Origin of the sequence: Acinetobacter sp. WC-323, from assembly GCF_000314615.1 — a bacterium.
Classification (GTDB): Bacteria; Pseudomonadota; Gammaproteobacteria; order Pseudomonadales; family Moraxellaceae; genus Acinetobacter; species Acinetobacter courvalinii.
In genome coordinates, this window is the sequence record NZ_AMZS01000045.1 from 121,900 (window position 1) to 146,418 (window position 24,519).

Here is a 24,519-nt window from a genome sequence, read left to right on the forward strand (position 1 = left end):
TTAATTCGCCTTACCTTGTTCTGGAATTTTTTTCCACGCATCATCACGCAAATACACGGGCAATGCCTGCTCAGCATCAACCCATTTTTGCTGTGCCGCATATACACGGGCAATGGTCGCAATGTCTTGTGCCGTTGCCTTAATCTGTACCCATGCGGTGTTTTCAGTGGAAGCCTCAGCAGAGTCTATTCCTGTTGGCTTAATTAATTCTGAACCCGAGCCAATCGGCGTAAATTTGCAATACGCAGCTGCTTGCTGGTAATTCATTAATTTTTCTTCATCCAGCGCCTGCATTATGCCCTGCTCATCCAGACTGAAATTCGCGATATACACTTCCTGCATACGCGCATCCAGAACCGCGGTGACTTGCGCTAAACCTGTAACACGATAAGCGGCCTGTGCCAGAGCCTGTAAGCTGGAAACTGGAATCACCGGTAAATCCTGTGACCAAGCCAATGCCTGTGCAACAGCGGCATTAATTCGCACCCCACTAAATGAACCCGGGCCCCGGCTAAATGTAATTGCCGACAAATCAGCAAGTTGGCTTTGTGTCTGTAATAGAGCTTGTTCGATTAAGGGCAAAATGGTTTGCGTTTGTGCTTTCGGTCGGTCATCCAACTGAAAGTAGAGTTCTTGAGTATCATCAATCAATGAAACAGAACACTGCTCATTTGCAGATTCCAATGCCAGCAACTTCATGCAAAAACCTTAGCCCGAAACAGATAAAAAACGTCGAGTATCATACTCCACTCAAACGCGATAGGCGAGTTATTGGCTTTTTTATCTCCATAAAAAGCCAGGTATAAATCTAGCTACCTTAAGACTTCATTTTTAAATAGGCGTTAAAAAGTAAAGGGTTCCAGATTTAAGAAGTTTTTGTAATGCTCTGCGTAATGCAAGGCACTTAAACGCAAACGTGCAGCGCCCTGTTCATCCAGTGTTTTCACCACTTTTCCTGGTGAGCCCATCACCACTGAGTTATCTGGAATAATTTTCCCTTCTGGAATCAAGGCATTGGCACCAATAATACAGTTTTTGCCAATCACTGCATTATTCAAAATCACCGCATTCATGCCAATCAATGAATTATCACCAATCGTACATCCATGTAACATCACCTTATGCCCGACCGTCACATACTCGCCAATATTCAACTCGATGCCGGCGTCGGTATGTAAAACTGCATTTTCCTGAATATTGGAGAAATCACCAATCCGTATCACGCAATTATCGGCACGCACCACGGCGCCAAACCAGATACTGACCTGCCGACCGAGTTCTGCTTGGCCAATGACAGTAGCCGTTGGTGCAACCCAGCCATCCCAAGGTTCATGTAAAGCTTTCGGACTCAATCCCTGATAGGTATACATCATGATTAAAAACTCATAAAAAAATTAGAACTTTGCAATACCAAAGTGAGGTGGATTCACCAGGAAAGGCCAGCTTTTTTGATAACCTAGCCCATATTGAAATAATGACACCAGCATCCGCGCAGTCAGCCCCCAGACCACTTCACTGTCTACCTGCATGCTTGGAAAATATAACGATTGTCGGGCTAAACGCACTTCATAAGGTAAAGGGGGAGCATCAATCAGTTCTTGCAGCGGAACAAAGAAAATCCGGTCAATCTCGGTCGGCTGGGCAATCAGTTCGACCTGCGCTGGAATCAGCCCGACAATCGGCTTAACAGACAAGCCACTACGCGCCCGCTGAATCGGCAAGTCACCCAAGAGCTTTACATCAAAGGGATTCAGTGCAGTTTCTTCTTGTGCTTCACGGAGCGCCACCACAATATTACTGGTATCGCTTGGATCACGTTTCCCTCCTGGAAAGGAAACCTCCCCTGCATGTTGCGACAACTGCATCGAACGACGGGTGAGCAAGACTTTAGGCTGACTTTCCTGGGTAATCGCAATCAATACAGCAGCATCCGCCTGCTGGATTCGTTTGGAAAAACGTAACCGTTGTTGTAAAAGCGCGATTAACGATGGTTCTTCCATCTCAATTATCTCTTGTTCTCATTTTCCTTAATCAGCATCATAGCCGAATTTTTAGCTGCAATCATAGATCATGATGCGAAGTCATCAAAATTCGGTTATGCTGAGTTATCTCTACGGCTGATGATAATTATGAGCTTTTGCGTTGCGTGTGGACATCAAACTGAAGCAAAAATTCCACTGGGTGATCATAAATCACGATTGGTCTGCACACATTGCGGCAACATTCATTATGAAAATCCCAAAGTGATTTGTGGTGCATTAGCCTTATGGGATGATAAAGTTTTACTGTGCCGCCGCGCCATTGAACCCCGCTATGGTCTCTGGACCTTACCTGCAGGCTACATGGAATTATTTGAAACCATGGAACAGGGGGCAGCACGCGAAACCCGAGAAGAAGCTGAAGCCGAAGTTGAAATCGAACAATTGTATTGTATGTACAATATTCCGCGTATTGGACAGATTTATGTCCTGTTTAAAGCTCTGTTAAAACAAGGACAGTTCGGTGCCGGTGAAGAAAGTATCGAATGCCGCTTATTCGAAGAACATGAAATTCCATGGAAAGAACTGGCTTTCCCAAGTGTAGAACAAACACTCAGACATTATTTTGCTGATCGTAAAAGTGGACAATTCCCTCCACATTTAGAAACACTCGGCACACGCCTGGACCATACCGGCTAAATAAAAAAGACCGCATTGCCGCGGTCTTTTTTATTGTGACTATCCTTTAAGATTTTATCTTAATCGCATTACAGGCTGGAATTTTTTGGTCTGCAACCTTAATACTTGCGGTACCCGTATAACGCTTAGCGATGGCACGTTCCGCATCTGTTGGTGCAATCAATTTACTCTTATCCGTGTCTTTATGGTCATATATAGTGATATAAGAGGTCAGATAAACTCCGTGCATATTCAACCATGAAACGGTCTTGTCAGAGAAGTTGGTCAAGTTAATTCCATTCGCTTCCCCATTTAGCAAGTTAAACACGTTGATTTTTGCACCACTAATATTTTGTTTGTTATTCAAAGAGGTAAAGTTTAAACCAAGTAAAATTCCCTCAAGTACGCCAAATTTCGGATTTGAGAAAATCATACGTACGGTTACTGACTTATCATTTGTTGAAGAGTTTGCACCACCTGTGGTACCAATTCGATATTGTGTTACACCAAACTCATCTAAATATGTACCATCCGCCTGAGGTTCAGCTTGGGCACAATTACCCGACATATCTGTTGCGGTTGCATCTTTTTTGATATCGGTTCGAATATCTCCATGTTGATCAATCAAAATTCCTAAATCAACAGGGGCAATGCTGGCATCTTGGAATTTAAACGTTAGGGTTGCATAGAGAGGGAATGCATAACGTTGTCCAGATTTGACATTTGCTTCTGTAGTAAACACATCTTTTGATAAATAACTTGCCGGATTAAATTTAAAGACATCGGTTACACCTTTATAGGCAATGCCATCAATATTGTGCTGCCATAAACCTAAATCTTTTGCATTGTTAAATGGATCAGTACTTTTAGCTTTAGTGAGTTGGCGATAAACCGCTTCAGTACTGGCAATATTTGTTCCATTAATCAACTTACCTTGTGTGATTAATAAATCTTCAGCGGAGTTGTTATTTAACATGAAACGCAAAGGTTGCTCCGGATTAATTTCCTGATTAATCGAATTAAACCAGTTTTTTTGCGGTTGAACTTGCATCTTCTCTGGTTTAGCACTTCCAATTAATGCAAGTGGTGGAGCAACCACATTATTGGTGATAATCGGGTTACCTCGCCATTGTTGACCATAACCGAGGATATATCCTTGACGATCTGTCAATAACTCAAAACGTCCCATAGAGTGGCGTAAGGTTGCGCCTTTTTCATCCGTAGCATTCAAACAGTCCTTATAAAGGTCTCTATTGCATCCAAACAAGCCATCTGGGAATACGCCACTTCCTTCATTTGGCGTTTCGATAACAGCCCCATTACTTCCTGCCTTAAAGAGCGGTAATTCCGCATACCATACGCCGACCTGACTTAGATTTAGTAGCTGAGTAACGATAGCCAAGGCTTGTTCATCAGTAACTTCACTCACGTCCAGCCAAGGTTTCAGAATTTCTGCATATGCTCCGCTACTGAGTTCATTTACACCAACATCCTGAGATATTTCCGCAAGCGTATTTTTCTTTTCTTTTGTGAATTCAATCTGCTGAATGTCACCAATCACATTACGATTATCCGCAACACCCTGGCTCTGGAGAATTTTAACTAAAGCCATTGCCACGCGTATGGTTTCGTCATCTGCACTTACACTTGTTGGTGTTTTTCCTGTGAGACCCATTGCTAAATCAAGAATACGGATACGGGAATAAGTGGCTGTTTTGAGTTTGGTGATCTTATCGAGTTGCACTGAACCCAGATTAATTTTACGTGCACTGTCCTCACCTTGAAGATAAAAAGTAATGCTATCTCCCAACTTACATGCGCCCGTAGCAAGATTCCCCTCCATTTTTGTTGCAAAATGATTGACTTTATCTGAACTACAATCGAAATTAAGCCCGGCAATCGGATAATCCAGCACAAACTTTAAACAGGTATCTTCTTTCACATTACAACTGGTATTTGAAGTAACGCCTTCTACTCCTTTGGTTGGGTTTTCATTAATCTTGGCACTTTCACCACCACAACCATGTAACATCACTGCAAGTGTAGATACTGCAAAAGGCAATAATATTTTCTTATTCATACATTTCAATCCTGTTAATGCTTATTTTAAAGCAGAGATCCTTATCTGGCCTTGATTTGTGAGTTCACTTTCAGGTACATCAATTGCAGAAGCAAGTGGTGTCATCATCATATACTCCGCTTTCGGGGGAATTTTTACCACCCCTTGAATGGCTGAGTGTTGCAGCAGTGTTGTGTTCACCAGATTATTTTTAAAACCACTTACGGCCTCCTGCGCACAGCCTTTTCCATCTAAAAAGACCACCAATGGCCAATAATAAACAGGCTTTTCATTACTTGAGGCGTAAGAAGCAATTTGCATATATTCTACGGAATGATCTAGCTTAACCAATTCATATTCAAACTTTTCTTTTAAGGGCTTTCTCGGCCAGATACCAACTTCCTTTTTAGGGGTTAAGGTCTTAATTGATTTTTTATAATCTTTTAAAAAACAACGATCATTTTCAAACGTTGCTGCCAAATCCTCTGCAGATAAACGAATATAAGTACTGGATAAAACAATTGGTGCTTCAGGTTTAGGATTGCGATTCAATAATCTATTGAGCATCGACTGATTTACACCTTTTTTACGCTCAATTGTTTCCATACGACCCGTCCCATCTGGCATTGTATAAAAACGTTTCTTGCCATCAAGGTTAAATTCTTGATCTTCTAAATACTCATTATTTACGTATTCCACACCATCAATTTTCGAAACAGGAGCTTCCTTAGAAGTTTCAACATTCACGGTTTCAACTGGCTGCTGGCTTTTTATCACCGCTTTTTTATTCGGCTTTTCTGCTGTCAAAAGTGGTTTAGTCGAAATAATCGGATCAATATCAACAGATTGTGATTTCTGTGCTGATATCACTTTAGGTAGTGCTATTTCTGCTGCAGATGGCTGTGATTGTTGTTTAATCTCTTCTGCATTTTTTACTTGTTTAGGTGATGCAGGTGCAATGATAGGAGGATGAGAAACATTCGCCGCTGTATCTTGTTTGTGTAGTGCAGGTGCTTTAGGCACTACCATTGTAGCAGCGGGCTTGGAAGAAGCGACTACTTGATCTTGCTGCTCTTTCTTCACCACAACTGTTTCCACTTTTTCTACTTTCTCAAGCTGTGCTACCTTCTCCTGTTTTTGCTGAACTGGTAGGGTTTTTACAGGCTGAGATTGTTTTTTCTGAGGAATAATCATTGGCCGACCATCTGGACCAATGATCGTATAAAAGCCCTCTTCTGCATATACAGCTCCTCCACTTGTCAGAGCAAAGAACAAAGTCACGAGTAGAGGCTGTTTAATCATTTTATACATTACCATTTTGTTCTGTAGTTAATGCCCAGCAAAGTAACTTTAGTATTGGTTTTTACATTTAGCCCTGCATACGGGTTTAACAGGATATTACCTACCCCAGTCTGATTCGATAAGCTACTGGTATTGGCTGGAATATCATCCCGACTGCGTAAGAAACCTAATGATAAATCCAGGTCGGTATCCTGATCGAAACGGTAACCAATACCTAAACCGAATAATTGCGCATTATTAATCGGTACCATAGTATTTCGCTTGTCATCTGGAATCGAGCTAGTACGAGGTTCATATCCCATTCGTAATTTCAAACGATCTGTCGCAGAATATTCAAAACCGATCCCCCAACGCCAAGAAGACTGGAAGCGTAATGGTAAAGCTAGAGAGCGGTCTGTCACATCATTGGATAACAGCTTGGCCACTTTAAGTAAGGAAATTTGTCGGTCAAATTCAAACCTAAATTTGTCCCAAGCCGAGAAGTCTGTCCAGCCGACGTCAAAGTTCATTTGCAAGTCTGGAAAGATCTTATATTTGATCCCTGCTTTAAAGTGCTGAGGATATTTGAAATCCATCGCAACCAATCCAGACTCTACATCAGGTACATACCCAGGCAAGCCCAAAATTGCAGCAAGAATCTGCCCCGTTGCAGACGAATTTAATCCAGCAACTAGCTGTTGAGGTGCTACTGCATTATCAATTAAATATTTGCCTTTTAAGCGCATTTTGGCTTCACTTTGATAGACCATACCAAAGCTAAAGTTATCAGTTGGTTCCCAAAGTAGGCCTAAGTTATAACTTGGACTTAAGGACTGTTCTAAGGAAACATCCATGGCTCCCATTTTATTAAACGGGTTCATCCCTTCTTTGGCATTACAAATACCGAATAGTAATAAATCAGTAATGATATCGCCATTGTCTTTAAATGGCCGACAAACCACCTCATCGACCATACGTAATACGCCAATCATTTCATTCGGAAAACGTAAATCCGTTTTCAGGGCAATTGCCTGATAGGACATACCAAATGACGCGCCAAGTGATAAATGATCATTGACCTGATAACCAAAAGATGGCGATAAATAGGTAATACGTTCCAAAGCAACTTGTTGCCCCATATAATTACTCGGGTTGCCATCTTCCGCACCAAAGCCGGCAACTAAAGGTGCATACACAGCGGTTGCATAAGTTACTTTTGAACCAGGAGGTTTATATGAAATCCCTGCAGTCGGTGCAACTAAAGGCGAGTTTGGCCCTAAATCAACAATTTTCTTTAAAACAGGAACGTAAATACTGGCATATTCCACATCCCCATGCACTGTACCTTTAAAGTCTGTACAAATATTGGAATCAATTTCAGGCCCATCATTACAAACTAGCGGATCATCCGAATAACCAAAAACGTTGTAACCGGCAGGTGCAGAATAATCACGTTTGATGGCAAAATTTGCCAAAATACCTTGCACATCGGTTTGTAAGCCATCAAGTTTTGCAAGTGCTGCCGGGTTAAAATGCACTGCACTAATACCCGGTGGGTCTGCCGTTACAGCGTTCCCCAAAGCAAGCGACCTCAAGTCTACAGATAAGTCTTGTCCTAACTGTGCATTAGCAACAGTAGATAAACCAGCGAAAAATATGGCTATCGTTAAAGGACATAATTTAAGGTGTTTCACCATTACATCTCCTTAACGATTTTTTTTGCCAAAACCTATAATATCCAATGGGAAAGATAGACCAAGTGACACATCTGGTGCATCTTCAGTTAAGCCAATACCCACCGTACCATTAACAATTGTTTCAGGAGAAACACGAACTCCTAAAGCAAAAGATAGCATGGCACTACTTTGATCCCCTGACTCGTAACTCTCATCTTCTTTAAAGTAGAATTTGGCTCCTGTATTAAAGCTTTGTTGATATGACATGGTCAGTGACACATCATAGTTAAATGAGTAAGCAAAACCAAAAGCAAAGCCCCCACTCACACCAGGATCAAAACTCTCTAACGTTCTTCGGCCTCGAGCCTGATCCAACCCTGACTCTTTAAAACCATAGTTGACAGATACAGAGCTAAATAACACAACAGGATCAATATATTTACGAGTACTTGCGCCGACCCCAACTGAGTAATAGCCCTTACCAGTTGAAAGTTCATCTATCCCAATTTCATAAGGACTGTCGCCCGTTTTGGTCGATAAACTTCCGAATAGTACTAAAGGTAAGCGTCCTTGTTTTAAAGGAAATGGTTCCCAGCGTGCCCCAAAGTTAATATCCCCTAAACCTGCAGCTGTTTTATCTTTTAATAATTCTTTTTTTGCAACGAGAGGCAATGATGCAGACAACGTAAGATTGTCCAATAAGCCGTACTGTACTGTAAATGTGTTGGTTAAGGTATGATTGGCATCTTCTTCAAATCTTAGATTATTTAAGTTGCCATTATCCATAGAGGCATCGACACGGGTATCACGATAATAAGTGTAGTCAATGTCGTAGTAGGATGAAAAAACCCCTTTCTTAATCAATGAATATTGACGTTCATTCGAGGTAAATACCTCCTGCAGGTTGGTTTCTTGCGTCGCATCCGTTTCTTTTTTCTGTAAAGCACTCGCAGCCTGATCAGCCTGACTGCTTTCCTCCACTGGTGCAACAGGACTTGCTGTTGTCGCTTCTGTAGAAGTGGTGGTCTCAGACTTTACAGTTGCTGCCTCATCTGTTTGAGGTGCTGTAGATTCAACTCCAGGTTGCTGCTCCTCTGCTGCGTAAAGTGTTGATGTGATTGCGCCTAAACTCAACGCCAGCACAGTCATCTTCATCCATGTATGATTCATTTTACTTTGCATCCTATTACATTAATTTTACTGATTTTTCTTCACTATTTCCGCTTGTAATATAAGCGCATATACGTCGTAATCGGTTGATTGTAAGTATCTGATGTAGAGTTGGTATCCAGTACTCGACGCATAGTTGATCCTTTATCTGCAAGTTTCTCAAACTGTTGCGTTGGATACTGAATGTCAGCAAGGGCATATCGATTTACAGTTGCATCTTCTACATGACGCATGTCCGAATCTTGAAGTGCCAATAAATTCTTTTGGTACTGTTGAGGTATATCAACAATAAATAAAGTATTGTTATCCCAGATTTCTTTAAACCGAATCTCATCAAAGCTGATATTCCCTAAAGCTGGATCAGCGACATAGACTCTTCCATCTTTATATGCTTTATAGACTACAAAATGTTTAAAACCAGCATAGGTAATAGGAACAATTGCAGGTTGTTTTAATGCAGTTAGATCAGAGAATTCACCGCGATATCCCCCACTTGTTAACCCCAATGCTGAAACAAAACGCTTCATATCTAACAAGGAGAAACTACGACGCTCAATAATACGTTGATACTCACCATATTGAAGCAAACCGGTCATTGTCTGTTGTTCAGTCAAGCGCAAACCACCATAACCATTTAATAGTGTAGTTAAGGCAGCAGATCCGCAACTATAGTCGTAAGCTTGACGTACAATTCCTCTGAATTGATCTTCAACAGCAGGCTTAATCACCACGGCTTCGCGATGATTACGAGTAAAAGAAGGATTGCGGGAATCGAGAGTTTCTGTGTAATGAACAGTCCCCTCTGGCTTTTTCTCAATTTCAAAGGCTTGCGTTGTAAAGTAATACATCAATGCTGAGCCTAAAGCGATCTCTAACATAAGTCTCTTTTTCTAACTATGGCACAACTTGCCTTATTCGTTTTATTTTAGTGTTTAAAAACACTACATCCCTGTCTGTTGAAGATACCTTTTTTTATAGAAAAAAACAGCTTTTTTTTAGTTTTTTTTGACGAAATGTAATGAAAAATAGAATTAAGTAAAATTTTAATAAACTATTGTGATCAATACAGCATTTCTCATTTTTTGCTTTAATTATCGATATTTAAAAATAAAAAAAGCGCACAATGTGCGCTTTTTTTTAAAGGAAACTTAGTGACCAGAAATTGTGATCATAGATCCCTTCACATTTGCTGTACCGTTGTTGTAGTACGTTTGTAGACCTTGTACTTCAACATCACCAATTGATGCAGCATCTTTACTACCTAAATGTACACCTTTGATATATGCATCAGTTGCCGGAGTTGAAGCACCAGAACCTGTAATGATACGTAAATAACCGTTATTTGTACCTTCTTTACCCACCACACTTACTTTGGCATTTACAGTTAAGTCCGCACCAGAAGCGTCAGCAACTTTAATACTGTCAAGATAGATTTGACCAGCCGCACGGTTACCCGTAGTACCGTCACCTGTACCTTGCTTAGTTGAACTATCTACGATACCAAGATCCTTAAGCTCCAAACCACCTTGCATCGTGGTATTCAACACGATCATTGCACCTTGTGGAGCAGCACCTAACTGGATATTCGCGCTAGTTAAACCAGTTTTAAGTGTTAAACCAGAGAGAATAGCATTGTAGTTTGCATCATCATTACCACGACGTACTGCAGTTGTGCTTGCAGCATTTGAACCAGATACACCGATTTCACCAATATAGATATCTAGACCAGACACTGCCGCAGCAACGTTCAAGAATGCACCATTGGTACCTGTCCCCTTATCTGTATCAATCACTAAATCAGCAAGGTTATGAGATGCCAAAGCACGTGTAGTATCAAGTGCTGTGCCATCAGCATTCATTGGCGCATTGATTACAATACCATTTGCAGTAGTCTGACCAGTACCATTTGCTTTAATGACGATCGCGCCAGCATTTGTTTCATCACCAGCCAAACCATCATTATCATGAATTAAAACTTTTTCGATTTCGACTCTAGAAATTCCTAGACCGATATTAAGACCATCTTGACCTGTTGCAGCGCTTAGTGCAGCATCATCCATTGACTGCATAGCCATTGCATTTGCGCTAATCGCCATTGAAGAAACTAAAACAAGTTTAGTAAACATTTTCATTGAGCACTCTCCCAAGAGCATTTATTTTTTGACTTTCACTACTCTAAACTGTCCACGGTCGTTTTTTTATTAATGACAACTAGAACTTCCAATCCTTGAGTAGTTCGCTTAGCAATTACTAAATTACCTGTTTGTTATTTTATGTTCAACTCCTGTTAACTGCTTTTTAAGTACAACCCGACAAACGGCATATAATTCACCCACTTTCTTATTTCAATAAATTACTTTTAAACCACTGTAAATTATATTTATTTTTTATTTTCATCTACAACAATGCAGATAAATCTATTCAGCAATGGCCATTTATCCACTCAGAAGGTTATGGTTACAAGTGTATACAAAAATGCGTTTTTCAGTATTTGAGTGACTATCCTATCAATCCATCTCCTAAAGCAAAAATCAGTTCGTATTATTACCACTAAATTGCCGTTTTTTTACGTCATCAGATTATAAATGTCAGTCCAGTGTTTTTGGATGTAGTACAATTCATTCCATCAAATGTATCTGTAAGTATTTCCGTTTTTATGTCTTATTTTCAGCAAAAGCTTAACACGCAACTCACTTCTGCATTTGACCTTCTTGCACAACTGTATGAATTAACAGGTTTAGTCTACTTATATGACCACAATACGCCCATTATTGCCTTTTTACCGCAAGAATTTTTAATTTTCCAACAATCCGAATTAAAGCAATTTCAACAAATTCAATTTAATCAATATCAAATAACATCTGAAGCGTCATTACTTACCGCATTCTCAAAGTTTAAGTTTACCTCTGAGACATCTGATAGCGTCGCCTTTAATGGTGGCTATATTGGCTTCTTTAGCTATGACTATAGCGCAGAGCAATTTGTTGAAGTAAATTCACGTCATCAACCTGGATTTTTCCTAGGTCAATATTCAACTTTTTTAAAGTATGAGAATGATGGCTGGTATTTTCACAGCGATGAACAGCAAGCAGCATTCATCTTTCAGCAGATCTCGGATTTGATCAATCAAGCTGTTCAAACACCTCCCTCTCTTTATCTGCTTGAGAAATGTCAGACCCGTTGGTCAAAACAGCAGTATTTAAAGGCCTTTCAACAGGTACAGGAATACATCAAAGCAGGTGATTGCTATCAAATTAATTTGACTCAAGAGTTTACCGCGCATGCAAAGGGTTCGCTGTTAAGCCGTGCCAATGATTTATGGGAACTGACCCATGCGCCTTACGCGGGCTACCTCAAACTCGATGACTTCGAGCTGTTGAGTTGTTCACCTGAATTATTTATTGAGTTTCAGGCTGACCGGAAAATTAAAACACGTCCGATCAAAGGGACCATGCCGCGCTTTGATGATCCACAACAAGATCAAATGTCAAAAGACAAACTCAGTCACTCTGAAAAAGACCAAGCTGAAAATGTCATGATTGTAGATCTTTTACGTAATGATCTCAGTGTCTATGCTGAAACAGGCTCTGTTGAAACCACTAAGCTCTTTGAAATTGAAAGCTTCAATCAGGTTCACCATATGGTCAGTGAAATTACGGCGAGCTTAAAAGCAGACATCAATCCGATGCAAATGTTATTGTCGGCGCTGCCTGGCGGTTCAATTACTGGCGCACCAAAGATTCGGGCCATGCAAATCATTGAAGAGCTTGAAGGTGCACCACGTGGGGCTTATTGTGGCAGCTTGGGTTATTTTAATTTCGATGGTACAGGCAGCTGGAATATCTTGATTCGTAGTATTCAGAAATATCAGGATCAATTATCTATGTGGGCGGGTGGCGGCATCACCATTGCGTCTGATGCAGAAGCCGAATATCAGGAATGCTTTGATAAAATTTCTGCCATGCTGGATTTACTCAATACATGGCAGATTTCTAAACAATAAGCTTTAATATAGATTTATAAAATTTGCGTTTTAAGCGTATCCACTAAACGCTGGTTTTGCTCATCGGTCCCAATCGTGATACGCAGGAATTGATTAATACGTGGTTTATTGAAATAACGCACAATAACGCCCTGCTCTCGCAATTGTTGAGCCAACTGCGCAGCTTCATGTTGTGGATGTGTGGCAAAGATAAAATTGGCTTTCGATGGCAATACCTCAAAACCTAAAGCAGTCAGATCATCGACCAGTTTTTCCCGGCTGGCAATCACTTTGGCACATTGTGCTTCAAAATAAGCCTGATCTTCAAAGGAAGCCACCGCTGCTGCAATGGCAAAACGATCGATTGGATAAGAGTTAAAGCTGTTTTTCACGGCTTCAAGTGCCGCAATCAAATGCGCTTGCGCAATGGCAAAACCAACCCGTAAGCCAGCAAGCGAACGTGACTTGGATGTTGTTTGGCAAACCACTAAATTGTCATAGCGATTGACCAGTTGTACCGCGGATTCGGCACCAAAATCGACATATGCTTCATCAATCACCACCACTCGATCTGGATTTGCCTTCAGCACCTGCTCAATCTCATCTAAACCGAGCGCGATACTGGTTGGGGCATTTGGATTGGTGATGATAATCCCGCCATTTTCCTGCTCATAATCCGATACATCAATTTCGAATTTTTCATTCAATGGAATCTGCTTGGTCTGCGTTGCAAAGAACTGGCTATACACCGGATAAAAGCTATAAGTAATATCCGGATAAAGAATTGGCTCTTTCTGGATAAAAAAAGCTTTAAAAATATGTGCTAAAACTTCATCCGAACCATTACCAACAAACACTTGAGTTATATCAACCTGCTGCTGTTTGGCAATCGCCTGTTTTAAAGCAGTCGCATCAGGGTCTGGATATAAACGTAAGGCATCGGCCTGTTCAGTTAACACAGCTTGGACCGCTTCGACTACTTTTGGGGATGGCGGATATGGATTTTCATTGGTATTCAGTTTGAGTAAATTCTGAATTTTAGGCTGCTCACCCGGTACATAAGGCTCTAATTCACGAACCTCGGGACTCCAAAACCGCATTTGTTCTGCTGTAAACGTCATTGTTCTACTCTCATGTATCCTAAAAAAAGGGGCTAACCAGCCCCTATCAATCTTTGAATCAGTTATTGGTAACGATAACGGGCTGAGCGCGCATGAGCATCAAGATTTTCTTGCACTGCCAACACATCAGCTGCTTTTGCTAAGCTTTTTACGCCCGCTTCAGAGCACATGATCAAGCTAGAGCGCTTCTGGAAATCATAAACACCGAGTGGAGAAGAAAAACGTGCTGTACCTGATGTCGGTAGGACATGGTTTGGTCCCGCGCAATAATCACCAATAGCTTCTGGCGTATAACGTCCCATAAAGATTGCACCCGCATGACGAATCTCCTGACTCATCAACTCAGCATCATCAAGACATAACTCCAGATGCTCAGGTGCCACCTGATTAATCAGTTCAACTGCTTCGGCACGATCTTTTACCAGCACCAATGCACCGCGATTTTGAATCGAGGTTCTGGCAATTTCTGCTTTTGGCAATTCACTTAAATGCTTTTCAATCGCAGCTTCAACTGCATTGAGCAGCGCTTCATCTGGGGTAATGAAAATGGCTTGTGCAACGGTGTCATGCTCTGCTTGAGACAACACATCCATGGCCAACCATTCCGCATTATTTTCACCTTCGGCATAGACCAGAATTTCCGAAGGTCCTGCAATCATATCAATACCGACTTGGCCAAACACCGCACGTTTTGCGGCTGCAACAAAGCGGTTGCCAGGTCCTGTAATTTTATCCACCGCAGGAATGGTTTGTGTCCCATAAGCCAATGCCGCCACAGCTTGCGCGCCACCAATGGTAAATACGCGGCTTACCCCAGCCAAATAGGCAGCAGCTAATACCAATGGATTCAGTTCACCATTTGGCGCAGGAACCACCATGATAATTTCTGGGACACCCGCGACATGTGCCGGCAAAGCATTCATTAACACCGATGAAGGATATGACGCTAAGCCACCCGGTACATAGATTCCAACACGGTCCAGTGCTGTGACTTTCTGGCCTAAGGTATTCCCCAGCTCATCAACATAGGTCCAACCTTCCTGCTTTTGTGCCTGATGGAATGAACGGATACGTTTTGCTGCCAGTTCCAGGGCTTCACGGATTTCAACACTTAAGCCTTCAAATGCCGTTTTGAGCTGTGCCTGAGTCAGTTCTAATTCAGAGAATTGATGCGCGGGATGTCGATCGAACTGTTGCGTTAGTTTAAGCACATGATCATCACCATGCTGACGAACATCAGCAATAATCTGATCTACAGTTTGTATAAGTTGAGGATCATTCACGGTTTCAAATGCTAAAAGTTCAGCAAATGTCTGTTTAAAATTTTGATCCTGAGTCGATAAACGTCGCATCAATTTACCCACAAGGCGAAAAAGAGAACGCTAAGTTTACTCTTTTTCAGTACGCTTGTGGGCAAGATAACATCAGCATTTCCGCAGCTTTTATAGGAAAAAACATTTAATGATAAGAGATCTATAAGTTTTAAGTACTTACATCCGGATTATCCCAATCCGCATCGGCCTGTATCAGCCAGTTTAAAGCACCATGACGCTCCAGAACTATGGAAGCATTTAAATTTGCAGGTGCATGCTGCTGTTTTAATCGCGCATCAACACATGCCCAGTCATAACGATAGATCAGATCTGCCTCATCCAGAATCTCTTCAATATTTCTTAATTTCACCTGCTGCATAAATTCCTGTAATGAATCACAGCCTGATACCACCTGAATCGCAAAATCACAATCTGCGATTTCATCTGGATATTTCAACTCTTCGACAATCCCCAATGCCCATAGCAACACCCAATAGGCTTCATACTTCCAGATCATGTTGACAATCTCTTGCTGCGAAGCATTTCGATTCAATATGTTTTTTTCTTTAACAGTTAATTCATCAGTGACTGCAAATTTATTCAATAGATCGACAATAAAATCTTCTGTTTCTTGATCAAATTGGTCTTGATCCAGATCACAGGCCACCTGAATCATCAGTAAACATGCGATCGCACGCTTGGCAATGCGCTCAGCAGAGCGCTGGATTACGTCATCACTTGATTCAATATGCGGCAACCAGTCAATATAAGGTATGGCTTTAGCTTTTAATTTTAGAATAGATTCTTGTTTACGCTGCTGTGGATTTTTCATTGTTCCTGACATTTTCAACACATCATTAGCTTTTTTAACATAGCCTCAGCTGAGAAACAAAGGTGTTATATCTCCCACACAATCTTCAAATGTAAAAAAACCGCTCATGAGAACGGTTTCTTAATTTGATGTACAACAATCAGTTTTGACGTGCTTTAATCGCTTCTTCAAGTTGCGTCAAAATCGGATTGAGCACCGCCTGTTTACGTTTAAAGCTGGCTTTGTTCACAATCAGACGAGAAGAAACCTTGCAAATTTCTTCTAACGGCTCCAAGCCATTGGCACGTAAAGTATTACCCGTATCCACCACATCGACAATGTAATCACCTAAACCAACCAAAGGCGCAAGCTCCATTGATCCGTATAGCTTAATCACATCCACCTGCTCACCGAGGCTTGCATAATATTGGCGGGTTAAGTTGACGTATTTGGTCGCAATCTTTAAACGGCCTTTTGGACGTTCCATACCGACTTTACCAGCTGTCATTAACTTACAATTGGCAATTTTCAGATCAAGCAACTCATACACATGTTGGGCACCATGTTCCATCAACACATCTTTACCCGCGACACCAAAATCTGCTGCACCATTCTCAACATAGGTCGGAACATCAGAAGCACGTAAAATCAAAATACGGACTTTCTTGTGCGTGGTAGGAAAAATCAGTTTGCGTGATTTATCCGGATCTTCAAGTAAATTAATACCCGCCTTTTCAAGCAAGGGTAAAGTTTCCTTTAAGATACGACCTTTACTGAGTGCTAAAGTTAAACCATGATCAAAATTGCCCATTACGTCAAAATTTGGATCATCGTTTCTTAAGTCATTCATCCTTTTACTCGCTTAATCTGAGCACCTAAACTTTGCAATTTTTCTTCCACATGTTCGTAGCCACGATCAATGTGATAGATACGGTCAACCAGTGTTTCGCCTTCAGCAACCAAAGCCGCTAAAACCAGTGAAAATGAAGCACGTAAATCCGTCGCCATAACAGGGGCAGCTTGCAGTGTTTCCACACCCGTAACCACCGCATCATGTCCTTCCACCTGAATATTGGCACCCATACGTGAAAGTTCCGGGACATGCATAAAACGGTTTTCAAAAATCGTTTCAGAGATCGTTGCAAAACCACGACCAATCGCATTCACCGCCATGAGCTGCGCTTGCATATCGGTTGGAAACTCTGGATGCGGTAATGTTCTGAAACTCACTGCTTTCGGACGTTTACCTTGCATGTCCAGTTCGATCCAGTCATCACCACGCGTGACTTCTGCACCCATTTCTTCAAACTTATCCAATACTGCTTCGAGCAATGCAGGATCAGTATGCGTGGTTTTCACTCGGCCACCGGTAATGGCAGCAGCAGCTAAATATGAACCAGTTTCAATACGGTCAGCAACCACTGCGTATTCACAGCCATGCAGACTTTCAACGCCTGTTACCACTAGCGTATCGGTATCCAGACCTTCAATCTTGGCACCCATCTTGATCAGCATTTGCGCAAGATCGGTAATTTCAGGTTCACGAGCAGCGTTACGAATCGTAGTCACACCATCAGCCAAAGCCGCAGCCATCAAGATGTTTTCGGTACCACCAACGGTCACCATATCAAAAACAACTTCACCGCCTTTTAAGCGACCATCTACTGAAGCATGGACATAACCATTTTCCACTTCAATATGCGCACCCAAAGCTTCCAATGCTTTAAGATGTTGGTCGACTGGACGCGAGCCGATGGCACAACCACCTGGCAAAGACACCTTGGCGTTGCCATAGCGCGCCAACAACGGGCCAAGCACGAGGATAGATGCACGCATAGTTCGTACAAGTTCATAAGGTGCAAACTGGTTGTCTAATGTTGAAGCATCAGCACAAACCGTCTCACCTTCATAACTCATGGTCACGCCAAGGCCAGCAATCAACTTAACCAATGTATTTACATCTTTTAAGTTCGGTACATTGGTTAACGTAATCGGAGAATCAGCAAGAATCATTGCTGCAAGTAAAGGCAATGCCGCATTTTTAGCACCCGAAATGCGCACTTCACCCTCGAGCTTAACACCGCCCGTAATTAAAAACTTATCCATTAATATTTAAGCTCCGAAAAGGCTTGCTTTGCGCCATTCGTCTTTTGTCATTGCACGAATCGTGACTGCGTGAACTGCACCACTCGCGATATAAGAATTTAGAGGTGCATAAACCGATTGTTGACGAGCAACGGTACGTTTACCTTCAAACTGATCATCAACAATACGCAGGTCAAATTTGCCAGCTTGTCCGCTCACCGCTACTTCTGCTTCAGGGAAAGCTTCTTTTAAAATTTGCGTGAGCTGCTCACTATTCATTCCAAGACCTCTTATACAACCATTGGTGTAAAACGCGCTATTTTACTATAACTTTTTCATATAATTCAGTAAGCAGTTTCTTTTTTTATCAATAAAAAAAAGAGGCTTCACAAAAAGCCTCTTATATAAAAATAAAAATTAACTCAAAAGTGCCAGTTCATGCTGATATGAACACTGGATTTTCCGATGTTTTGCAAGCTGACGTTTTAATTTATCGGTCAATTTCCGAATCGAGGTATACATATCATCGGCTGTCGCTTGAGCAAACAGTTCCACCCCTGGCAAACGTATAATTGCCTCAGCAATATGGTTTGCACTTCCTTTGTGTGAACGTTTGTCAATTTGATGATCTTTAGCCAGCTTGATTTGCATACTATTCACTTGATCCAGATGCTTGGTCATTTGACTAAACTTTTCTTTTATATTTTCTTCAATTGCTGGTGTAATGGTTAAATGGTGTCCACGAATTGTTATTTGCATAATTCTATCCCTCACCTTTTTCTCAGGATACAAGCAATCGCTCAAGCAAATTTAATGCACATCAGTGGTTCAATATCCATTAAATCATTTCAGCGATTCCTCTAGTGATCATTAAAAAAATTCATTATTCCGTAATAATGAACCAATAGAATAGTCACACCTTAAAATTTAGATCAAGACTTTTCTTTCAGAAGATGAAGGAATATGTAACGATTCACGATATTTCGCAACCGTCCGCCGAGCTACCTCAATCCCTTCTTTTTTCAGCATCTCGGCAATTACATTATCCGACAAAGGCTTACGGGGATTTTCATTGGAAACCAGCTTTTTGATCATGGCACGGATTGCAGTTGAAGACGCCTCCCCGCCTGTTGTTGTCCCCACATGACTTGAAAAGAAATATTTCAATTCAAATAAACCACGCGGAGTCAGCATATATTTATTGGTCGTAACCCGGGAAACGGTAGATTCATGTAGCTCAACTTCTTCTGCTACATCACGGAGCACTAAAGGCTTCATTGCCTCTGGACCTTGCTCCAAAAAGGCGCGTTGATGCTCAACAATACAGGTTGCAACTTTTAATAAGGTTTTATGGCGTTCATCAATACTCTTGATAAAGTTTTTTGCTTCCAGCATTTGATTTCTTAAATAAACATTGTCCTCACTCTGATCCGCGCGACGAATCATGCCTGAGTAAAATGAATTGATCCGTAATTTAGGCAAAACATCGGGATTTAGCTGTACCTGCCAATGCAAATCCTTTTTAGAAACGACGACATCGGGAACCTGATATTCAGACTCCTGTTGGGTGAACTCCAAGCCAGGATATGGTTTTAGAGTCTTGAGTAAATCGACCGCACTTGTTAATTGTTCTTTGGTCAAACCTGTTTGCTTTAATAATTTATTCAAGTCATTAGAGATCAATAATTCATAATATTTCAGTAAGTTCTTGGCTTCTGCGACATAAGGAACTTTCTCATGAACAGTTTCAAGCTGGATCTTCAAACATTCCGCTAAGTTTCTTGATCCAACACCTATCGGATCTAAACGTTGAATATGTTTTAAAACAACAATAACTTCGTCTTCCTCAACTTCTTCATCACTTTCCATCTCCTGCAACAATCGAGAAACAGCAAGCAGAATATCTTCCAGTTCCGCATCTAGGAAACCTTTATCATCTAGAGAATCGACGATGCAATATGCAATAAGCTTATCTACAATCGAAAAATGCAATAGATTAACCTGATCTAAAATATGCTCTTTCAAACTCATTTGTGCTTGGCGATTGTCTTCTCTTTCTTCGTATTCTGGTGAAGCCAAAGCAGTGGATTGATGGGTATAAATATCATCCCATTCAGTATCTACAGGTAAGTCATTGGGAAGATGATCAGCATTGAGCTCAGTCGTTAAATCTCCTGTCTCTGCTACTTCTAGCGATGAAAGACTTTCTACGGTCCCCATCTCTTCTATTTTTTCAAGTAAGGGATTACTGTCTAACTGGATCTGAATTTCTTGTTCGAGTTCTAAACTGGAGAGTTGTAAAAGACGTATGGCCTGTTGTAATTGAGGAGTCAACGATAAACTGTTCGCAACTTTCAATCCAACAGATAATTTCATAGTCTTTCCTTTTATTAAGATAAGCAAAAAACATGCCTATAAAAATATTTATAACATAAAAACAATGTTTACGCATATAAGGAAAATTACATTCTTTTTGACTGCATGAGTCATATATAGATTATGAGAAAAACGACCATTTTGATTCTTTGTTTATTTTTTAAACAACAATATATTTCGGAGCTATAAAGTAGAGCCTGTACTGCTATCATGGAAAATCAATCCAATTTTACTATCTGGCTTCAGCTCAATGTTCGGCAAAATATCATCACTTGTATAAGGCTCTCCATCCTGCCCCACACTGAGCAGATAATAATGAGATGAATCTTTTAACTCATAATGGTAATAGCGTGGCGAACTGCTCCATGAAACATCAGTAGCATCAAACACAAAAACTGAACTATTCTCTGGCAAGGACTGATTTAATATTTCCAATGAATCAGGATAATGACCATTCTCTACTTTATAAAATTCAATTGCTTGAACTAACGATGTCATAGCTATTTGACTTGATTGAGCGCGCAATTCATCATATAAACCTCCGCGCTGAACAAAACCAAAATAAAAGAGTGAACCATAAAGAACAATACTAAGGCCGATACCACAAGCACCAATAATCGTGAGTACTTTACCGCCACTTTTTTTAGTTAGCACTCCCCAAATAACAGCAATAACTCCAAAGATAACACCAATACCAGGTATAAATGACATCGCTGCAATTACATAAGGGAAAACACCCAATTTATTTGACCTTTCATTTACATTAATATCAACCATTAAATTTATCTCATAGTTATCTTTATGTTTTTAGTTATAAATACAATAATCTTCTCTCTCTCAAAAAAGTTAACTAATTAGATCAATATTCTTAACATTTAATGCTTTTTTGCTCTTAATATTCATTCCACAATAAAAAACACCCCCAACCGTTAGGTTGGGGGTGTTTCGTATTTAAAAGCTGGCGATGACTTACTCTCACATGGCAAGTGCCACACTACCATCAGCGCTAAGAGGTTTCACTTCTGAGTTCGGGAAGGGATCAGGTGGTTCACTCTTGCTATTGTCGCCAGCAAACTGTTTTGGTTTTGGGTGGTCTTACATTTTTTGCCACTTAGTACCGAAAGAGTTATTAACGGATTAGTTTAATTGAGTCGTATTGTAACTAGTTTCTACACTAAATCAAGTTATGTATTGAATTTATCTTGAATACAACAACTGTTTGGGTGTTGTATAGTCAAGCCTCACGAGCAATTAGTATTGGTCAGCTTCACACGTCACCGTGCTTCCACACCCAACCTATCAACGTCCTAGTCTCGAACGGCTCTTTAGAGGAATAAATTCCTAGGGAAATCTTATCTTGAGGTAGGCTTCCCGCTTAGATGCTTTCAGCGGTTATCCCTTCCGAACATAGCTACCCGGCGATGCGACTGGCGTCACAACCGGTACACCAGAGGTTCGTCCACTCTGGTCCTCTCGTACTAGGAGCAGATCCTCTCAAATTTCCAGCGCCCACGGTAGATAGGGACCGAACTGTCTCACGACGTTCTAAACCCAGCTCGCGTACCTCTTTAAATGGCGAACAGCCATACCCTTGGGACCTGCTTCAGCCCCAGGATGAGATGAGCCGACATCGAGGTGCCAAACACCGCCGTCGATATGAACTCTTGGGCGGTATCAGCCTGTTATCCCCAGAGTACCTTTTATCCGTTGAGCGATGGCCCTTCCATACAGAACCACCGGATCACTAAGACCTACTTTCGTACCTGCTCGACTTGTGGGTCTCGCAGTTAAGCGCGCTTTTGCCTTTATACTCTACGCGTGATTTCCGACCACGCTGAGCGCACCTTCGTACTCCTCCGTTACTCTTTAGGAGGAGACCGCCCCAGTCAAACTACCCACCAGACATGGTCCTCGCCCCGGATTACGGGGCAGAGTTAGAACCTCAACATTACCAGGGTGGTATTTCAAGGACGGCTCCATTAGAACTAGCGTTCTAACTTCAAAGCCTCCCACCTATCCTACACAAGTAAGGTCAAAGTTCAATGTCAAGCTGCAGTAAAGGTTCACGGGGTCTTTCCGTCTAGCCGCGGGTACACTGCATCTTCACAGCGATTTCGATTTCACTGAGCCTCTGCTGGAGACAGCGCCGCCATCATTATGCCATTCGTGCAGGTCGGAACTTACCCGACAAGGAATTTCGCTACCTTAGGACCGTTATAGTTACGGCCGCCGTTTACTGGGGCTTCGATCAAGAGCTTCGCTTACGCTAACCCCATCAATTAACCTTCCAGCACCGGGCAGGCATCACACCCTATACGTCCACTTTCGTGTTTGCAGAGTGCTATGTTTTTAATAAACAGTTGCAGCGGCCTGGTTTCTGTGGCTGCCAAAGCTCAGGGAGCAAGTCCCATCACCGTCAGCAGCGTACCTTCTCCCGAAGTTACGGTACCATTTTGCCTAGTTCCTTCAGCAGAGTTCTCTCAAGCGCTTTGGTCTACTCGACCTGACCACCTGTGTCGGTTTCGGGTACGATTCCTGTGTAACTGAAGCTTAGAGACTTTTCCTGGAAGCATGGTATCAGCCACTTCACTGTACAAGTACAGCTTGCTATCAGCTCTCAGCATAGAGCACCCCGGATTTGCCTAAGATGCATGCCTACTGCCTTCCACCTGGACAACCAACGCCAGGCTGACTTAACCTTCTCCGTCCTCTCATCGCATTACACAGAAGTATTGGAATATTAACCAATTTCCCATCGACTACGCCTCTCGGCCTCGCCTTAGGGGTCGACTCACCCAGCCCCGATTAACGTTGGACTGGAACCCTTGGTCTTTCAGCGAACGGGTTTTTCACCCGTTTTGTCGTTACTCACGTCAGCATTCGCACTTCTGATACCTCCAGCATACTTCTCAATACACCTTCATCGGCTTACAGAACGCTCCCCTACCACGTATACAAGTATACATCCGCAGCTTCGGCACATAGTTTTAGCCCCGTTACATCTTCCGCGCAGGCCGACTCGACTAGTGAGCTATTACGCTTTCTTTAAAGGGTGGCTGCTTCTAAGCCAACCTCCTAGCTGTCTATGCCTTCCCACATCGTTTCCCACTTAACTATGATTTTGGGGCCTTAGCTGGCGGTCTGGATTGTTTTCCTCTTGACTACGGACGTTAGCACCCGCAGTCTGTCTCCCGGATAGTACTCATTGGTATTCGGAGTTTGCATCGGTTTGGTAAGTCGGGATGACCCCCTAGCCGAAACAGTGCTCTACCCCCAATGGTATTCGTCCGAGGCGCTACCTAAATAGCTTTCGGGGAGAACCAGCTATCACCAGGCTTGATTAGCCTTTCACCCCTATCCACAAGTCATCCCCTGGCTTTTCAACGACAGTGGGTTCGGTCCTCCAGTTAGTGTTACCCAACCTTCAACCTGCTCATGGATAGATCGCCTGGTTTCGGGTCTATACCCAGCAACTAAACGCCCTATTAAGACTCGATTTCTCTACGGCTCCCCTATGCGGTTAACCTTGCTACTGAATATAAGTCGCTGACCCATTATACAAAAGGTACGCAGTCACACCACGAAGGTGCTCCCACTGCTTGTATGCATGCGGTTTCAGGATCTATTTCACTCCCCTCACAGGGGTTCTTTTCGCCTTTCCCTCACGGTACTGGTTCACTATCGGTCAGTCAGGAGTATTTAGCCTTGGAGGATGGTCCCCCCATATTCAGACAAGGTTTCACGTGCCTCGCCCTACTCGTCATCATTATGTGTGCCCTTTCGTGTACGGGAATATCACCCTCTACGTTCGCACTTCCCAGAGCGTTCCACTAGAACACACATAACTTAATGGGCTGCTCCCCGTTCGCTCGCCGCTACTAAGGGAATCTCAATTGATTTCTTTTCCTAAGGGTACTGAGATGTTTCACTTCCCCTCGTTCGCTTCATAAGCCTATGTATTCAGCTTATGATACCCGCCTTATAGCGG

At 42.0% G+C, this 24,519-nt stretch carries 20 protein-coding genes and 2 rRNA genes; 2 read left to right on the forward strand and 20 right to left on the reverse strand.

From position 1 onward, the window contains the following. The 3 genes from tsaB to ACINWC323_RS08745 all read right to left on the reverse strand — a co-directional run bounded on the left by tsaB (window position 1) and on the right by ACINWC323_RS08745 (window position 2,000). A complete protein-coding gene (gene tsaB, locus ACINWC323_RS08755; protein ID WP_009512284.1) occupies window positions 1-699 on the reverse strand; it encodes a tRNA (adenosine(37)-N6)-threonylcarbamoyltransferase complex dimerization subunit type 1 TsaB in 699 nt (232 codons plus the stop codon). Between the two features lie 143 nt (window positions 700-842). Then, window positions 843-1,370 (reverse strand): gamma carbonic anhydrase family protein, encoded by a 528-nt coding sequence (locus tag ACINWC323_RS08750; RefSeq protein WP_162137909.1) that lies wholly within the window; start codon window positions 1,368-1,370, stop codon window positions 843-845. A 24-nt stretch (window positions 1,371-1,394) separates the two neighbouring features. Then, a complete protein-coding gene (locus tag ACINWC323_RS08745) occupies window positions 1,395-2,000 on the reverse strand; it encodes a CoA pyrophosphatase (RefSeq protein WP_005228843.1) in 606 nt (201 codons plus the stop codon). Between the two features lie 129 nt (window positions 2,001-2,129). Between ACINWC323_RS08745 and ACINWC323_RS08740 the strand changes: the two genes are divergently transcribed. Further along, on the forward strand, window positions 2,130-2,678 hold the full coding sequence (locus tag ACINWC323_RS08740; RefSeq protein ID WP_004774970.1) for an NUDIX hydrolase: 549 nt from the start codon (window positions 2,130-2,132) through the stop codon (window positions 2,676-2,678). Between the two features lie 46 nt (window positions 2,679-2,724). Here the strand turns inward: ACINWC323_RS08740 and filF are convergent, their stop codons facing one another. The 6 genes from filF to filA all read right to left on the reverse strand — a co-directional run bounded on the left by filF (window position 2,725) and on the right by filA (window position 10,975). Continuing rightward, a complete protein-coding gene (gene filF, locus ACINWC323_RS08735) occupies window positions 2,725-4,737 on the reverse strand; it encodes a putative pilus system protein FilF (RefSeq protein WP_009512319.1) in 2,013 nt (670 codons plus the stop codon). A 21-nt stretch (window positions 4,738-4,758) separates the two neighbouring features. Next, the gene (filE, locus tag ACINWC323_RS08730; RefSeq protein WP_032881520.1) at window positions 4,759-6,027 is read right to left on the reverse strand and encodes a putative pilus assembly protein FilE; all 1,269 of its coding nucleotides are present in this window, start codon (window positions 6,025-6,027) and stop codon (window positions 4,759-4,761) included. Then, window positions 6,027-7,691 carry a putative pilus system OmpP1/FadL family transporter FilD gene (filD, locus tag ACINWC323_RS08725; protein WP_171062198.1) on the reverse strand — a complete coding sequence of 555 codons (1,665 nt, stop codon included), beginning with the start codon at window positions 7,689-7,691 and terminating at the stop codon, window positions 6,027-6,029. Before filD ends, filE begins: the two co-directional genes overlap by 1 nt. A 12-nt stretch (window positions 7,692-7,703) precedes the next feature. After that, window positions 7,704-8,843, reverse strand: coding sequence for a putative pilus system protein FilC (gene filC / locus ACINWC323_RS08720; RefSeq protein ID WP_009512263.1), 1,140 nt, complete (start codon window positions 8,841-8,843; stop codon window positions 7,704-7,706). Window positions 8,844-8,887: 44 nt separating this feature from the next. Further along, window positions 8,888-9,721 carry a putative pilus system C39 family peptidase FilB gene (gene filB, locus ACINWC323_RS08715; RefSeq protein WP_005256106.1) on the reverse strand — a complete coding sequence of 278 codons (834 nt, stop codon included), beginning with the start codon at window positions 9,719-9,721 and terminating at the stop codon, window positions 8,888-8,890. A gap of 270 nt (window positions 9,722-9,991) precedes the next feature. Next, a complete protein-coding gene (filA, locus tag ACINWC323_RS08710; RefSeq protein WP_009512396.1) occupies window positions 9,992-10,975 on the reverse strand; it encodes a putative pilus system protein FilA in 984 nt (327 codons plus the stop codon). A 524-nt stretch (window positions 10,976-11,499) separates the two neighbouring features. On the opposite strand from filA, the gene ACINWC323_RS08705 reads away from it, so the two are divergent. Continuing rightward, on the forward strand, window positions 11,500-12,846 hold the full coding sequence (locus tag ACINWC323_RS08705; RefSeq protein WP_009512315.1) for an anthranilate synthase component I family protein: 1,347 nt from the start codon (window positions 11,500-11,502) through the stop codon (window positions 12,844-12,846). 14 nt (window positions 12,847-12,860) lie between these two features. Here ACINWC323_RS08705 and hisC read toward each other — a convergent pair whose 3' ends face one another. The 11 genes from hisC to ACINWC323_RS08650 all read right to left on the reverse strand — a co-directional run. Next, on the reverse strand, window positions 12,861-13,946 hold the full coding sequence (gene hisC, locus ACINWC323_RS08700) for a histidinol-phosphate transaminase (protein ID WP_009512423.1): 1,086 nt from the start codon (window positions 13,944-13,946) through the stop codon (window positions 12,861-12,863). Between the two features lie 62 nt (window positions 13,947-14,008). Then, window positions 14,009-15,298 (reverse strand): histidinol dehydrogenase, encoded by a 1,290-nt coding sequence (gene hisD / locus ACINWC323_RS08695; RefSeq protein ID WP_009512292.1) that lies wholly within the window; start codon window positions 15,296-15,298, stop codon window positions 14,009-14,011. Between the two features lie 130 nt (window positions 15,299-15,428). Next, complete coding sequence (locus ACINWC323_RS08690; protein ID WP_032881523.1) at window positions 15,429-16,091, reverse strand: DUF4272 domain-containing protein; 663 nt, start codon at window positions 16,089-16,091, stop codon at window positions 15,429-15,431. Between the two features lie 139 nt (window positions 16,092-16,230). Then, window positions 16,231-16,920: an ATP phosphoribosyltransferase gene (hisG, locus tag ACINWC323_RS08685; RefSeq protein ID WP_005283487.1), complete on the reverse strand. Its 690-nt coding sequence runs from the start codon at window positions 16,918-16,920 to the stop codon at window positions 16,231-16,233. Beyond that, window positions 16,917-18,176 carry a UDP-N-acetylglucosamine 1-carboxyvinyltransferase gene (gene murA / locus ACINWC323_RS08680; protein WP_004774988.1) on the reverse strand — a complete coding sequence of 420 codons (1,260 nt, stop codon included), beginning with the start codon at window positions 18,174-18,176 and terminating at the stop codon, window positions 16,917-16,919. Before murA ends, hisG begins: the two co-directional genes overlap by 4 nt. A gap of 6 nt (window positions 18,177-18,182) precedes the next feature. After that, window positions 18,183-18,434 carry a BolA family iron metabolism protein IbaG gene (gene ibaG / locus ACINWC323_RS08675; protein ID WP_005228821.1) on the reverse strand — a complete coding sequence of 84 codons (252 nt, stop codon included), beginning with the start codon at window positions 18,432-18,434 and terminating at the stop codon, window positions 18,183-18,185. Between the two features lie 138 nt (window positions 18,435-18,572). Continuing rightward, entirely contained in the window at window positions 18,573-18,914 is a 342-nt protein-coding gene (hpf, locus tag ACINWC323_RS08670) for a ribosome hibernation-promoting factor, HPF/YfiA family (protein ID WP_004655596.1), read from the reverse strand. 168 nt (window positions 18,915-19,082) lie between these two features. Beyond that, window positions 19,083-20,531: an RNA polymerase factor sigma-54 gene (locus ACINWC323_RS08665; RefSeq protein WP_009512439.1), complete on the reverse strand. Its 1,449-nt coding sequence runs from the start codon at window positions 20,529-20,531 to the stop codon at window positions 19,083-19,085. Between the two features lie 183 nt (window positions 20,532-20,714). Then, window positions 20,715-21,308: a type II secretion system protein GspG gene (locus ACINWC323_RS08660; protein WP_009512320.1), complete on the reverse strand. Its 594-nt coding sequence runs from the start codon at window positions 21,306-21,308 to the stop codon at window positions 20,715-20,717. A gap of 179 nt (window positions 21,309-21,487) precedes the next feature. After that, window positions 21,488-21,602: ribosomal RNA gene (rrf, locus tag ACINWC323_RS08655) — 5S ribosomal RNA — on the reverse strand. A 159-nt stretch (window positions 21,603-21,761) separates the two neighbouring features. Then, window positions 21,762-24,519 (reverse strand): 23S ribosomal RNA (locus ACINWC323_RS08650); the annotation flags it as partial.